Source organism: bacterium, from assembly GCA_021372535.1.
Lineage (GTDB): Bacteria > Latescibacterota > Latescibacteria > Latescibacterales > Latescibacteraceae > JAFGMP01.
In genome coordinates, this window is sequence record JAJFUH010000042.1 from 33,732 (window position 1) to 49,492 (window position 15,761).

Consider the following 15,761-nt stretch of genomic DNA (forward strand, 5'->3'; position numbering starts at 1 on the left):
ATGGTAAGAACAGGTATTTCATCTAAAAAAACGCTTATGAATCGGATACGGACGATCGTGTCCGAATCCACATGATGATACCGATAAGAAACAGTATCCCGGCCGCAATCAGATTGAAAACCAATGCTTTCCGGTCGCCAGCCATGAACTGCATTATCAGCCCGGTGGCAAGCAGGACAACAGCCATGAGAATAATCGCGATGCTAACGATTGAGAATGGGGATTTCACTTTTCCTGCCTTCTCGACCTTCGGTTCGGTGGGCACATCCATAACTTTAAAGAACTCGGCCACCCGGGCCTTTTCGTCTTCAGGTGTCCGCGAAAACCGTGTACCCGCCCACATTCCGAGATATGTGACAAATATATTGACGCCGATCGACATCGAATTGAAACCCTGCTTGAGCCAGTATGAAAGTACTGGATTGGTATCGATTGCATTCTTGTATATTCCCAGGAGGATGGTATTGATCACCACAAGCCCGACACCGGAGAGAGTTCCGGCGAGAACTCCGGTCATGGCGCCGCGGGCATTGATCCGCTTGAGAAACAGGCCGCCGATCAGGGGAAGCATGATGGCGGGGCCGAGCGCACCGAACGCTTTGACCATGATGTCATAGAGGTTGAAGCCCTTGACATAATTGATACCGATGGCAAACACTATGGTTATAAGACCGATGATGGCTGTGTTTATTCTGCCCCATTTAATGAGACTGACCTCATCGGCATCGGGACGGATAACCTTGCCATAAAAGTCCTTGGTCAGCACACCCGACAGGACATTATAATCATTGCCGAGGGTGGACAATGTCGCGCTGAACATCCCTGCTACAAGGAGACCCATGATCCCCGTGGGGAGTACACGGAGCGCAACGGCAACATAAACTTCGGCGCTCCCGCCGGGCTTGTCCATCAGCTCGGGAAGGAGAATCCTTCCCGCCATCGCCGGAACAAAAAAGATCAGGGGGCCGACAAAACTCAGTGCACCCATGAGAATGGCGACTTTACGGGCATCAGCCTCTGTGGCGACACAGTTGTATTTCTGCACGAGCCCCCATGTCGCGTTATACGACAGCGTTATCATGACCGCGAACATCACCCAGTCGAACACACCGTACGGCGGTGAGAGAAAATGGAAAAAACTCTCGGGAACATGGGAAACGAGTCCTCCGAATCCGCCGACAGCAATGAGCGAGAGAGGAAAAAGAATGAATACAGCGAGACAGAGAATGAAAAACTGGAAGAAATCGGTGATCAAAACTGCCCACTGCCCGCCGAGAATGGTGTACAGTATCATGATGATGCCGACAACCCCTATACATACCTCAAGCGTAAACCAGCTCTGCCCGATGGCGACAGTCAGAAAAATAGCAGTCGACAGAACACGGATGGAATTGTCGATCATACGGAGCGGAATCCCGGTCCATACAAATATCTGATGGACTGTCCTGTTATACCTCTGTTCCATGAAGCCGAGCGGGGTCATAACACGCGCCCGCCGCCACCGTGAAGAGAGGAATACCGCCGCCACAATCATGGCGGGTATAACCACCCAGCAGAGACTGACCGATACGAAGCCGTATTTATAGGCGAGCTGCGAATATATCACAAATGTCATGGCGCTGAAGGATGCCATCCAGAGCGATATTCCGGCAAGCCACCACGGCACCGCGGCGCCGGCGGCAAAATAATCCTTCGCCTGCCTGATGTACTTCTTGAATGACATCCCAACATAGATGACGATGGCGAAATAGCTCAATACGACCAGGTAATCGAGCGGATGAAGCGTATGAGTTTCCTGCATTGATCCTCCCTTAAATTCTTCATATGTTGAAAACCGTTCCGGCTGAACATATAACTTATATCATCCACTATTATCCATAATAATCTATGGAACAGGGAGTTACGCGGATTTAATTATAAACCATATTTTTGAATTTTTTAAAAATGCAATAATTTTTATTAGTTCTCGTATGTACCACGATCAGACATCAATTTCAACCATCACCGGTTTGCTGAATCCGAACGCCAGATTGCCAACCATGGCGGAAAATGCATCCTGATCCGCAGGCTGTTCCGCGCTCGCCCGGTACCATACGGCCAACGTACAATACGATACGGTTCCGTTGTCCGAAGGCTCCAGTTTTACGAGCCGGGCATCAGTTGTCTCATGAATACCTCCAGATTGCAGAGGATTCCAGATGAACGCCGTTCCGATGGTGCCGTACTCCCCGACCGGTATTCCCCATGCGAACATGAAACCGCCGTCCTCATCGACCGTCACATGCTCGTCATCGAACTTCTTCATCCCCGGCGCGACAAACCATCCTTTATCTGAATGAGCCGTTGAGGGAGCGGCAGTGACATGGTTCTCATATCGTCCATGATACAGGGAAGTAGCCGCCTCAATCAGAAAATCACCGGTTGTTTTATCTACGGTCCGAAGCACAACTCCAGCACAAACCGGGCCTCCCCCAAACGCCCTGTACTCATACGTATTGGACGGCGCATCATCGGGATACCCGTAGCATTTTACAATATTGTCACCCCTGACAAGCGAGATGCCGCCAAGTCCCGGGGTCTTGCCAACCGCATACGGGTCCTGTCCCCAGAGCCGCTCATGATGATAGGAATCCGACCTGAGCCCGTCCAGACTGAGAACCGGGTAGCTCTTACCGAAATAATCGACCATACCGTAATAATAACGGTAAGCAATGATCTCGTTTTCCCATGCGCTGTTCGAGCCGTCACGATACCATGATTCGAACGACCGGGTTCTGATCGGATAATCGGGGAGATCATTTCCTTCCGGATTATACTGAAGTTCTACCGTTTTTCGTTCATGGGGATCGAGATCGACCTGAAAAACGAGTTCTTCACCGCCGACAACCGTTCCGGGCACCGAACGTATCTGCGACGGTATATCGAGCGGCTCAAACCGTGTCGCCGGATGTTTGACCCTGAAAAATTTTCGGTTGAAATCGGGCGCTTTTTTTAAAATCGACTGCACGGGAATTATGACCGGCTCCTGATGGCGGGATATATCCAGAGAATTTGAAATATGGAGCTTGATTTTCCTTCCGAATTGTACCGGCGGATCATCGAGCTCCTGTGAAAAGCCGGAAAAAACTGCCCCCACAATTGTGATCAGCCCCATACACAATGCCGCTGCCCCGAAAAGTTGAACTTCAGGCGGTATCAGACATAAAACCATGGTATTCCTCCTCTTCCGGCCTGCTCACAAAAATTGAATGGAACGCGGATTTTCGCGGATTGGACGGATTTTCGCGGATTTTTTTCCTACCTGTTCGATGTAATATTGTAGGAGTAATTTATGAATTACCCCTACTCCGTGTCTTGTTGGTGAAATAATAAAATGAATAAACTTCATACCCATAGAAGGTCAAAACGAAGGACGAAAATATGTAAATACATAATAGTTTTTCTCCGTGTTCTCCGTGGTGAGAGTAATTTATTCTTTTCATATATATACGGGCGCTGTGTGAATATCCGATTTTTATACTGTGTTATTCAATCTTGTAGCCCACATGCACAGGCGCACGGAGTCCGAAACCGAGTTCCTCGACCTCCCGCGCCCAGTCTTTCGGCGATGGTGCAACCGGGCTCGGAAACCCCTTGCGCCAACCGCCGATAATCCAATGTGTACAGCGCATACCCGCAGGGATTCTGAGCTTCACATAACGGTCGAGACCGGATTCGGCATAGCCTGCATACTCTTCCGGATCAAACATGAGACCAAGACCGATATCTCCTATCTCATGGTCCGAAAGTCCCCAGCTCGCCAGAACCCCCGTGCCCGAATCAATTACCCAGGTATCGTTCGGGAGTTTCTGCAGGCCGGGGCTGTAAACGACAGAATCGCCGGCAGTCGATGTAACCATGATATCCTGCCGTGAAAAACGGTTGTCGGCAAACGCCGACATGAGCATGGAAACCGTATAGGTCGCCCCTGGTGAACGGACATTAGTGAAATCGACCCTGACAAGCGACCGGACGGGGCCGCTCGAAATGATCTTCCGATCGATCCGGACATCACCCTCTCCCGCGGGATTCATCACCGGGATGCGCGTTTCGCCCTCCCAGATGCTGATGCCGCCGATGCCGGAGCTTTTACCCACATGGAGAACATCCATACCCCAGTCACTTATGCGGTGATAACTCTCCACGGTATTTTTAAGGCGCAGACCCTCACGGCGTTTACCGAAGAAATCGATCTGACCATAATACATACGGTATCCGCACCAGTTCGATTCCCAGCCGATGTTGACCTTGAGGTCGAGCCAGTCGCGGTGTGTATCGGTTTTCATGGGATACGATACTGCGGCTGTTCCCGGCGGCGAATAGAAGCAATACAGTTTCGTCGTCGAAGAGGGCAGAAGCGAGTGCACGAAGACGAGTTCATCAGGCCTGCCATCGCCGTCGATATCGTCAGCCTGCGAAGGAACCGGCCGCCAGTCGATGCGGCGTTCGGTTTCGACAATGCTGTAATTGCAGGGGTTGAAATCCGGGATGCCTTTAATGATCCCGTCGATTCCGAGCACAAAGGGATGGTTTTCGAGATAGCGCTCGCCGGGATTGGTCAGCTCGATTGTAAACCGCTTCGTATATGAACCGTACCACGCCGACACAGCTTTACCGAGCACCTGTTTTTCGAGCAGTTGCGACGTACGTGAATAGTCTCCCGTCTCATAGGCGGTCTTAATTTCCGGGAAAACAGCATTCCGCGATACCGGTGACTCGCAGAGGCGGTGCCAGTAACGTTCCCTGATAAGGTCGCCGTAATAACGGGTTCCCTCCATGCTGTTCCTGATCTTTTCGCCGAGATGAAATTCCCCGCCGTAACCGGACAACTCCGTATTGAAATACGTTTCAACAGGGTCTGGAGTAAAATCCTTCCCGACCTTCACCAAAACTGCCTTGAGGGTTTCGATGAGCGTCTGGTTATCGTTCAGCGCTCCGGTCAGAGTGGGCATGTACAGTTCGTGGAGTATTTGGTAATCGAGCGGATAGAGTTCGGCAGTATATAATGCTGTTTTATATTCACGGTCGAACGTGCTGTCGGCATCGACATCATATTTCCATGTATCGAAAAAGCCGTCTTTGTCTTTATCTTCCATTGAAATGACCATGTCAGGCCTGTTGTCATAATCGTAATCGACCTTTATCCAGCCGATGTCAGCACCGTAAAGATGAATTCGGCGATCCACGGGAGAATAGTAGAACCTGAAATCTCCGGAACCTTCGAAATCTATTTCATTCCGCTTGTTATACGGGCCGCAGGAAGGTCCGCCGACCTGTGTATCGTAATCCTTACCAAAATTGATGACTCCTTCCCATCGCTCGTAATGCTGCCTGCCTTCGACAGGATCGATATTGTTATCGTTCTCGTCCCAGGTGAAGTGGACTTTTTTCCATTTCCCCGTTTTCGCCACACGACGCACATGATCCCAGCCAATGAACTGGCCGGTATCGATGCCGCGCAGCGTGAGCTTCATGCACCGGTCCGATGGAACGGCGACCGGCCCGAAAGCTGAGACGGAGAAATCATAGTCGTGACGGTTGCTTCCACGGGAATCGTTGTCGATGTCCATGCTGTACCTGAGTGTTTTTGCCGTGAGCCCGTCGGCGCCGAGACGAACCACTTCCTCCGAATACGAATCGCCGTCGAGGTCATAAAACGCAAAGGGATTCTCGAAACCGGGGATGAACCTGTTGTTGTCATAATCGTAGAAAAAAGCATACACAAATATCTCATCGCCGTTAAAATCGGTCAGCCACTGGGTCGTCGGCTGGCTGTACTCATAATTTATATCATACCACAGACGGTTGTCGTCGCCGTAATCCTTCGCCCAGACGGCGCAGTAGGCCTTGCCGTCGAAATTCCTCGGAGACTGGGCCAGAAAGTGAGCCATATCGCTCCACTGATAGAGGACCTGTTCATCGACATCGTTATCGTTGTCGAGGTCGATGTAATCGACGACACGATCGATGGTACCGTCCCCGTACCAGTCGGCGATATAGAGATCGCTGTCAAGATCGCCTTCCCCATTCACGAACATATCGCCGTCCTCATCGACAACCTTGACGAGAAGGGGTGCGCGGGCGTTTTTGTGACGGTCGTCGGTATCGATCATATAGAGGGTATCGATTTTCCCGTCCCCATCCGAATCCACAGTGACTCTGCTCCCCGGTCCGGCCCGGAGAACCCGGGCGGAAATCGCCTCATCCATCAGAACTTTACGGCCAACCATCCTGACAAACAGGTCATTATTCGTCTGTGCCGATGCCGATGATAACATCCCTGATATGAGAAGCATGGTGATAAACATGCAATTTTTCACGGACAGCAACTCCTGTAACAATCGGGAGAAACCAACGACTGATTGTGATAGATTAACGTACATCCCGGCGGGAATCAAGGACAATTTATTTCGGCTCACAGCAAATTTTCACGGTGTTTCGGGTATAAGCGGTATCATATCCGACACCATCGATACTATTTTTACTCCATAACAGTACTATTCCGGATAATGGAAGAAGAGAGATAGAAAACGATGCACGTGCAAGTTATTATCACGTAATGAGGTAAAAATAATCAGCAGCCGACACATTTTTTACTTGACAAATAATATTATTATATGTATTGTATATGTGTAATCTATATGTGCACCTCTGCGGTTCTTTTTCGATAATTCACCATAATTCACAATTTTTTTAAATTATCAGGATAGTGATGCAGATAATAATGGCGTATACAATACATTATATATAGTTACATGCAGTTTTTACTGAGATATTCCGGTAAGTTAACAGTTATTATCAGCTTCTTCCTTCCGCAAACATTTGTTCGACGGAGAAAGGTGATAAAAAAGTGAAAAAACGTGAAGAAAACCTTTCATCAAACCCGAGACGGATATTTTTACTCTGGAGTATCGTTGTACTCTTCTCACACATTTCGTTTGCCCAGACTGAAAAACAGACAGGAAACATTTTCGGGACAATTTCCGACCGGGTAACAAATTCGAGCCTGCCGGGGGCCGCTGTGAAAATTGTCGATACACAGCGTGGCGGAATCGCTGACAATGATGGTAAATATACCATCGACCGCATACCGCCGGGAACATATAATGTCAGGTTTTCCATGATCGGTTATGAAACACTCACTAAAACCAATGTCATCATCAAGCCGGGACGCGGTACGGAAATTTCGGTCAGTCTCGAACCGGAAGCTGTCGAAATGGAAGGCGTTACGGTCAAAGCAAAAGAAACATATTTCGAGAAAAACCCGGAAGCCGAGGTTTCGGAAAGAACGATCGACACCCAGGAAATCCTCGATTCTTCCGGTTCGATGATGGACATCCAGCGGGTTGTTCAGGTCCTTCCATCAGTTGTTTCGGGCGCAGATATGTTCAACGAGATTATCGTCCGTGGCGGCAACTTCGGTGAAAACCTTTTCGTCATGGACGGCATAGAAATCCCCAATCCAAACCATTTTGCATTTCAGGGTGTCGGCGGCGGCCCGATATCGCTTCTCAGGACGGAATTCACAAAAGATGTGAGTTTTCTTGCCGGGGCGTTTCCGGCAAAATACGGCGATAAGGCCTCGTCGGTCATGGATATCTCGCTCAGGAGCGGTAGCAACGACAAGTATCTGACCAGCCTCGATATGGGCATGGCTGGTATTGGTGTCATGGCAGAAGGTCCGGTGAGCGAGAAAGGATCATTTCTGTTTTCGGCACGGAAAAGTTATCTCGATCTTATCATCTCGAATACCGGATTGACCGCTGTTCCCCGCTATTACAACCTTCAGGGAAAAATGACCTACAGCCTGAGCCCGAATAACACGCTCCTGTGGAATACGGTATACGGTGCCGATTCGATCCGTATCAAACCGGGAGAAGACGATGACGATGAAGACGAGAATGTCGACGAGTCAACCGATCTTGTCATTACCGGATTCACCCTTAAAAGCGCATTGGCAAAATCGCTCTATTCCGAAGCGGTGCTTTCATATGTTCAGAACCACTGGAAAACCGATGTATGGGATGAAGGCGAAACGAGAAGCGATTCGTTCTATAATAACACATCGATCGAATCGGAAACGAATCTCAAATACGATATTACATGGTTTATCGGAAAACACGATCTGTCCGGCGGATTTTCACTGAAGAACAGCAGGTTCGATCATGACATATACGCCGAGGAAGATACGGTATTCACCTATGACACATCGTTTGCCACCGCTGAAGATGATACGGTGACCGGTATATACCGTATATATCCGGCATGGCGCGACCGTAAAAAAGTAGACACGCTCAAGAGCGCACTCTATTCCCAGCTCAGACTGAACCCGACCAGCAGGCTCACCCTCCGTATCGGTGGACGATACGATCATGTGGAATACAACAACGACAGCAATTACTCACCGCGTCTCGGCGCAAGATACCGTCTGACCGACACACTCTGGCTCAACGGGGCATATGGTATTCACTATCAGAGTCCGTCGTATATCGAGTTCACTGCTAATGAAAAAAACAGAAACCTTAAAAACTATCACACGAAACAGTTCGTTGTCGGAACCGAATGGCAACCGAGACCCGACACCCGTATCACGCTGGAAGGATACACGAAAAAATACCGCGATGTACCCGTTTCCAAATCATGGACGACACCCGATCCATGGGACTCCTACAACGGTGAGATGGTGAATGCCGCCAGGGGCCGTTCGGAGGGTATCGAACTGTACCTGCACCGCAAGATGAGCTCCTCGTATATGTATATCGTGTCGTACTCGTTCTACCGGGCATGGTTCACCGACCCGCGGACCGGCGAAGAACGCCCATGGGATTTTGACCACCGCAATGTGTTTACCGCCAATTTCGCCAAACGGTGGAACCTTACGAAATCCGAATGGTACCAGGGAGTAAAGGGCAAAATCTGGTACAAACCGCTGGCGTGGATTCTTCCTTTCGGCGATGAGGTGCTGCTCTCGGCAAAGTGGCGGTTCACCGGGGGACGGCCATATACCGACCCTTCCTATCTGAGAGATTACCATGAATGGATCGTACCGGATGATACCCGGTACAATACCGAACGTCTGCCCGATTATCACCGTCTCGATATCCGTCTCGACAGGCGGTACTATTTCAACAAATGGAGCCTCGTTGTTTATTTTGATATCATGAATGTCTACGGCAGAGACAATGTATGGGACTATTCGCGTGATGAATACGGCACTGTTGATAAAGTATACCAGTTCAGCACCATGCCGATCGGCGGCTTCAGTATCGAGTTTTAGGGGATGAACTCAGGAGCAAAGGGGCTGAGGAACAAAGGGACAAAGAGACAATAAGATTTATAGCGTGTTTTATGAATGGCTTGTGTCGATAACCTCGTAAGTAGTTAGGTTTTTATTATAGCATATTTTTAATGAAATCAGATGAGTTGACAAGATAAAAGAGAGAATAAACAACATGAAAAATGTTTTGTGGAAGATTAGTAATTCTGTATATTCCATGTGTAAGATGACAGTAAACGGATTGAACCAAAAATATATAAACGAGGATGAATGCATAATCACAAAAATGAAGATGCTGCAGGCTGTTCAGGAACTGCCGGATGATGCCTCTGTTGAAGATGCCATGGAACGTTTTCTTATGCTGGCAAAAATTGAACGCGGGATTGCACAGGCCGACCATGGTGAAACCGTCCCTCACCAGGCAGTAAGGGACCGGATGGCAGAATGGCTGAAATAAGGTGGACGATTCAGGCCGCTGATGATATTGAGAGTATTGTCAACTTCATCTCGGCGGATTCCGAGCACTATGCCCGTTTGCTTGCTGTTGACATATTGGGAGCTGTGGAGCGTGCAGGAGCTTTTTCAGAGTCCGGCCGTGTCGTTACGGAAATAAACATACCGTAAATACAATAAATTCTTTTAAGGAACTACCGCATCATTTACCACATCAAACTGGATTAGGTTGAAATTCTTACGATATATTAAAAAAGAAGTGGAAGGCGATGAAATGGAAAAAGTTTCCCCAATCGACGAGTATTTCAAAAACTGGGATAGTGATATAAAAAAAGCATCAGAGTTACTCGCCAACCAGCACTATTATCTTGAGGGTATATTGGTACTCAGTTGTTATATTGGGGCCTTTGCTGCAATGCGATATCCTTCTCTTAAGGATGGAGAAGCGTATGTCAAAGTTGTACTCGAATACTCAGGAAATCGGGACTTTTTTGAACAGATAGATCTTCTCTTTCTTTACCAATGGCCTCGGTCCATACTTCGTAAAAATGGGAATTACACGAAACTAAAGAACTACACCGAGATCATCGACATTCTCATTCATAAATATGGGAAAGAAGAAGATATAAAAGCAGGTAAACGTTATGTATCCCCGTCGGAAATTATTGAACATGTGAAAAATGCTTCTATTCCTGGCTTTAATGAGAAAAACTTAAAAGAGAAGCTTCCTCTTTTTTCAAACGTTGAGATTCTTTATCGTTACGTGAGATGTGGTGCTGTACATAATTTTCAATTCCCATTAATAAACCAAGGGATAGACAAGCACGGAAACGTCATCTACGAGGATAACCACGCAATAACAGGCCAGGTATTGCTTAAAACAACTCAGGATATACTTAACGCACTTCGGAAAGAATGCCTTTCCCAAAGTAAATGGCCAGACGAGTTGTAGTCACGGAAACAGAATATATCATAAATTCCTAAATAAGCCACGTTTAATTTCGTTATGAGTGAATTGCATCTCATTTAATATCCCCGATGTCAATGTGCCGCCATCGAGTTAACACTTGATAAATCTTTTCTTCACACCTATATTATGGAAAATTTCATTATGGAGATAATCATGAAATTAAAAACAATCCTTGTCCCTTCAGAAGATGGAGGCTACACCGTGTATGTGCCGTCCCTTCCGGGCTGCATCAGCGAGGGCGATGCGTACGAGGAAGCCCTTGCAAATATACGCGAGGCTATTGAATTGTACCTCGAACCGGTCGATGACGATTTCTCGCCCGATGGAAACTGTCGTATAGTGGAACTTGAATTGTGAATAAATTGTCTGTATTTTCTAATAACCATATATATTATTGAATAAGAATACCCTCCTGCGTATTCTCAAACAAGCCCGTCTCACTCCTGAAGAATTCAAAAAACTCCTCACATGACATAAGAGTGCAGGAAACAGAATCATACCTTTTATAATCTGTCCACTCGTTTATTTTTCAAGAACAAGCCCGTCGGGGCCGTTTTTATACAGGTAGCTGTATGTTTTTCCTGACTTTTTGAAAGAGAGTTTCAGGTTTCCGGCGCCATCAACCGACCGGCCAACGGATTTCACGATTTCACGGGCTTCGCTGTCATCCTTAACCGGGAGAATTATGGTACCGATGATGGTCTTGTCGTTCTTTGCGTTCACAACCGTACCGAAATAATCGACCCAGAAGAAGTTGCGCGTTGCGTTGACCGCCTGGCAGGCATGCCTTCCCGGTCTGAGGGTAAATCCGCCGTCGACGACCGGGATGAGCGCCATGGCGCCCTTATCGCCTTTGAGCATGGCATAACCGTCCTTCATCTGCGCCAAACACTCCGAATGGAAACGGGCCTCGATTTCGGCGCCCCTGTCCGATCCGACCTCATCCAATACGACGGTTATCACCGGTTTTTCGAGAATGATGTGGCGGCGCCAGCTTTTCATCTCCTTTTTCGGATAAGCATTTGTCGGATCCATAATGACATAGTCGCGTTTTTCCGTTGTCCGGAATTCGAGAACCTTCCCGCCGATATCGTAATTATACGGCTTTTTCCTCATTTTTCCCGGAAGCTGCTTTTCGCCGTTGACAAAGACGACGTTGTGCCCGACACTCGATGCCTGCGGATAATCCCACCTGACATCGTCGAAGTACTTTTCATCGTAAGAGCCGCTGCCGATATCGCGGATATAGTACTGCCCACGCCAGCTGACAATGAAGTGCCCGATATCGAGATGACCGTGATGGGGATCATCGTTCTTTCCGGCTTTCCCGGCAACCATGACATTCTCGGGGTTGTCGAAATCGCTCCGCATCACCCACCAGTCGATGGTACGGAAATGAATCGAGGATTTATCGGGAGGAACAGGCTTCACCACTGTCGGGCGGGGCCAGACGATATCGAAAATATCGTCGCCATTCTTATAGAATTCATTGCGATACCATGCAGCCATACCGTTCTTTGTCTCGGTCGCCAGCTTGTTGATGAAATAGGAATCCCCCATTCTTCCCCCGCCGGAGTCCTCGAAATTGAGCGATCCTTTACCGGGAACGGATATATAGACAGCAAATGAAACGGGATTGTTCCTGAGGCGCTCGTTCTGAAAAAGATCGTACTTCCCGTTTGTGAGACGTTTGAGGGCATCGGCGAAAAATGCGGATGTATGGACGCCGTAATTCCAGTAACCGCCTCCCTCCTGCCAGCCGCCATCCACACCGAGCTCGTTGAGCATTTTGTCGATGCGGTTGTATGATTCCGCGACAACATCGGTCAACTGCGGGTCTTCGGTCAGGAGCGCCAGCCCGGCGAGTCCGACACCGGAATTACACACGCCGCACCAGTTGCACCGGTACGCCACGGCCCACCAGTGATACTCGTAATCGCCGCGCACACGGGTGATGACTTTTTCGATGAGGGCACCTCTGATGCGGTCACGCTGGGCTTCGTCAAGGGCAGGATACAGCCAGTCGTATACCGCTGCCATGATACGGCCCGAATCACCGTTAATGTGATCGAAACTGAAATTGACCTGGTCGTCCGGGACATTCCAGGGCATGATCCTGCTGTAAATAACCGGGAACTCGTGGGGACGCTGTGTCCATGTGGTGAGATCGCAGAAGGCATCGGCAAATTCGAATGCTTTCCGGGCATATTTTTCATCACCGGTTATCTGGTATGCAAAAGCGAGATCGAATGCGTTGCTTCTTGCCGCATAATAGTAGCTCGCATATTTGCCGTCCTTGTCGTATTCCGACCAGCCGGCCCGCGTATTCTTCCCCTGAATGGGTATGTTGTAATCCACCGGTGTTGAAAGGAGCCGGTTTGCTTCGGCGAGTAACCGTGCAACGATATCCCTGCATTCTGGATCGGATTTAATTCGCTCGAGCATTACAGGTTTATCCCCGTCGTTGAAGTAAAGATACGGGTGTTTGAGGCTCGATTTGTTAATTGCGCTGTCGATATCGGCTTGTGTCAAATCCGCCAATACCTGCGATGCGCTGAGCAGAAGAAACAGACCTATAAGCGCTGCTCTCTTAACCATGGTTCCTGACCTCCCTGATTATAACGTGTTCATTATTTTTACCATATTCTTTGAATATACAGCGACATGCGCCCGGGTTCAAATCATTTTTATTACCTGAAGGATACACCGGGGAAAAAAAAGAAGCATGTAGGCACAGCCTTTCATTATAAACCGGGCATAGTATTTATAAACCATCCCGGCAGTAACACTGATTCGAAAACTTTCCTTGACTGGATTAGCTGAGCGTGTATACTATTACTTGTCATGTGCATTTTAAGGAGATAATTCATGGATATCGCTTCATTTTTTCATTCTCACACATTTTCATATCTCGTTCTTCCCCTGTTTATATTCTGCGCCCGTATCATGGATGTGAGTATCGGTACCATGCGCGTTATTTTCGTTTCAAAAGGTTTTAAAGCCTTTGCGGCGATGTGCGGTTTTTTCGAAGTACTCATATGGATTTTCGCCATAACCACGATCATGAGAAATCTCACCAACGTCTTCAATTATTTCGCCTATGCGGCCGGATTCGCCACCGGTAACTATGTCGGCATGGTAATCGAAGAGAAAATCGCCCTCGGAACCGTGCTTGTCCGTGTGGTTGCCAGAAACAGCGTTCTCGATCTCATCGAGTATCTGAAAAACAACAATTATGGGGTCACAATTCATGATGCGCAGGGATTGTACGGGAATGTCACGATACTTTTCACCATAATACCCCGTCAGAATCTTGCCTCGGTTGTTTCATTCATCAAACAGATAAACCCGCAGGCATTTTATACTGTTGAGGATGTAAGATTTGTCAATCAGAGAATATTCCCTAATAGAGCAATATCGTCTTTCGATAAACGGCAGCGGTTCTCTTTACGGTACCCTTTCCGCAAGGGAAAATAATAAAAAACATACTTTATATATGAGGAATTCTGCGCCCATGACATCAAGAGACAGGATTTTAACATCGTTCGCTCATGAAGAGCCCGACCGTGTCCCGGCCTGGTGCGGTTCATCTCCCGAGTTCTGGGAAAAGTCACGGCAAGCGCTGGGCCTTGACGACGAGGGACTGAGGCTCCGGTTCGGAGATGATTTCCGTCGGGTGTATGCGCGGTATACCGGCCCTGATTTTACGCTTTCATCCGGGGCTGCATACCGCTCCCCCTTCGGTGTCGAACGCAACGGGATAGGATACGGGCAACCGCTCAGCCATCCGCTTTACAATGCGACAATCGCGGAAATCCACGATTATCCATGGCCCGACCCCACATGGATGGATGTATCCGAAATACGAACGGAAACAGAACAGTATCATGGCGAATATGCCATACTCGGCGGGGACTGGTCTCCCTTCTGGCACGATGCGATAGACCTCATGGGGATGGAAAATCTCTATTACTTGATGTACGACGAGCCGGAAAAAGTCGATGCGGTCATGACACATCTTGTGGACTATTATTTCGATGTGAGCCGTCGTATTTTCGATGCGGCGGGAGATGCTATCGATATATTCTTCATCGGCAACGACCTGGGCAGCCAGACCGGTCCCCTTTTAGGTGAAGCACAATTCAAACGCTTCATTTTGCCGCATATAAAACGGCTCATCGACCTCGGCCACGGGTACGGTTTAAAGGTGATGCTCCACTGCTGCGGGGGATTTGCGCCGTTGATTCCCTCGATGATCGATGCCGGGCTCGACGGGCTTCATGCTGTTCAACCCTGCTGTCACGGTATGGATTTACGAACGCTCAAGGCCGCGTTCGGGGATAAAATCCTCTTCAACGGCTGCATCGATTCACAGCATGTCCTCATAGAGGGAAATCCGGAGTATGTCCGCAGAAAAACCCGTGAGGTCATCGATATCATGAAGCCCAGCGGCGGTTTCGTAGCAGGCGCCAGCCATGATTACATCCTCGAGGAAACCCCGCTCGAAAATGTTCTGGCCATGTTCGATACCATCCGGGAATACGGCGTATATTCATGATCCGCAGATCATATCATGGGAACGGAGAGCCGATGGTTTCCATGGGCATGACCGTCTCGGTCGCGGTAATTGCCTGAATTCCGGATTACACAGCATCAGTCAGTATGGAAGACCTCTTCCATGAGAGCCCATGATTCCTCGCCGGGCAGCGGCAACTGACAGGGTTTGGTCACTCCCCACCATTTCTGCGTGGTCGGATCGGCGGCCATGCTCGCCATATCAGCATCAAAATCGCCGCCGGTATATTCGAAATATGAGAACAGATAATATTTTCCCGGTTCGAGCTCCCTGAGATAGATGGAGTAGTTTACGATATTGCATGAGCGTATTTTTGCGAGAACTCCGGGCCATGTCTCAGCATGGAGCCGTTTGTATTCCTCGATTTTTTCTGGTTTGACACCGATAACCATCCCGTAACGCCGCACGGCATAATCCGAATTCTTAGCGGTCATACCACGACCTCC

General features: G+C 48.6%; 12 protein-coding genes. 7 read left to right on the forward strand and 5 right to left on the reverse strand.

The window, feature by feature from the left end:
- Window positions 1-34 precede the first annotated feature (34 nt).
- The 3 genes from LLG96_04455 to LLG96_04465 all read right to left on the reverse strand — a co-directional run bounded on the left by LLG96_04455 (window position 35) and on the right by LLG96_04465 (window position 6,359).
- Window positions 35-1,801, reverse strand: a complete 1,767-nt coding sequence (locus LLG96_04455; protein ID MCE5249454.1) for a hypothetical protein — start codon at window positions 1,799-1,801, stop codon at window positions 35-37.
- A gap of 180 nt (window positions 1,802-1,981) precedes the next feature.
- A complete protein-coding gene (locus LLG96_04460; GenBank protein MCE5249455.1) occupies window positions 1,982-3,211 on the reverse strand; it encodes a DUF4861 domain-containing protein in 1,230 nt (409 codons plus the stop codon).
- 313 nt (window positions 3,212-3,524) lie between these two features.
- A complete protein-coding gene (locus LLG96_04465) occupies window positions 3,525-6,359 on the reverse strand; it encodes a DUF4861 domain-containing protein (protein ID MCE5249456.1) in 2,835 nt (944 codons plus the stop codon).
- A 530-nt stretch (window positions 6,360-6,889) separates the two neighbouring features.
- Here LLG96_04465 and LLG96_04470 point away from each other — a divergent pair.
- The 5 genes from LLG96_04470 to LLG96_04490 all read left to right on the forward strand — a co-directional run bounded on the left by LLG96_04470 (window position 6,890) and on the right by LLG96_04490 (window position 11,096).
- Window positions 6,890-9,316 (forward strand): TonB-dependent receptor, encoded by a 2,427-nt coding sequence (locus LLG96_04470; GenBank protein ID MCE5249457.1) that lies wholly within the window; start codon window positions 6,890-6,892, stop codon window positions 9,314-9,316.
- Between the two features lie 175 nt (window positions 9,317-9,491).
- Complete coding sequence (locus LLG96_04475; protein ID MCE5249458.1) at window positions 9,492-9,773, forward strand: hypothetical protein; 282 nt, start codon at window positions 9,492-9,494, stop codon at window positions 9,771-9,773.
- Complete coding sequence (locus tag LLG96_04480) at window positions 9,761-9,940, forward strand: type II toxin-antitoxin system RelE/ParE family toxin (GenBank protein ID MCE5249459.1); 180 nt, start codon at window positions 9,761-9,763, stop codon at window positions 9,938-9,940. Before LLG96_04475 ends, LLG96_04480 begins: the two co-directional genes overlap by 13 nt.
- Before the next feature lie 103 nt (window positions 9,941-10,043).
- Entirely contained in the window at window positions 10,044-10,721 is a 678-nt protein-coding gene (locus tag LLG96_04485; protein ID MCE5249460.1) for a hypothetical protein, read from the forward strand.
- A gap of 171 nt (window positions 10,722-10,892) precedes the next feature.
- A complete protein-coding gene (locus tag LLG96_04490) occupies window positions 10,893-11,096 on the forward strand; it encodes a type II toxin-antitoxin system HicB family antitoxin (protein MCE5249461.1) in 204 nt (67 codons plus the stop codon).
- Window positions 11,097-11,261: 165 nt separating this feature from the next.
- On the opposite strand, the gene LLG96_04495 is transcribed toward LLG96_04490, so the two are convergent.
- Complete coding sequence (locus LLG96_04495; protein ID MCE5249462.1) at window positions 11,262-13,337, reverse strand: heparinase II/III family protein; 2,076 nt, start codon at window positions 13,335-13,337, stop codon at window positions 11,262-11,264.
- A gap of 270 nt (window positions 13,338-13,607) precedes the next feature.
- On the opposite strand from LLG96_04495, the gene LLG96_04500 reads away from it, so the two are divergent.
- Window positions 13,608-14,216 (forward strand): DUF2179 domain-containing protein, encoded by a 609-nt coding sequence (locus tag LLG96_04500; protein MCE5249463.1) that lies wholly within the window; start codon window positions 13,608-13,610, stop codon window positions 14,214-14,216.
- A 37-nt stretch (window positions 14,217-14,253) separates the two neighbouring features.
- A complete protein-coding gene (locus LLG96_04505) occupies window positions 14,254-15,297 on the forward strand; it encodes a uroporphyrinogen decarboxylase family protein (GenBank protein ID MCE5249464.1) in 1,044 nt (347 codons plus the stop codon).
- 95 nt (window positions 15,298-15,392) lie between these two features.
- On the opposite strand, the gene LLG96_04510 is transcribed toward LLG96_04505, so the two are convergent.
- A complete protein-coding gene (locus LLG96_04510; GenBank protein ID MCE5249465.1) occupies window positions 15,393-15,722 on the reverse strand; it encodes an L-rhamnose mutarotase in 330 nt (109 codons plus the stop codon).
- Between the last annotated feature and the right edge of the window lie 39 nt (window positions 15,723-15,761).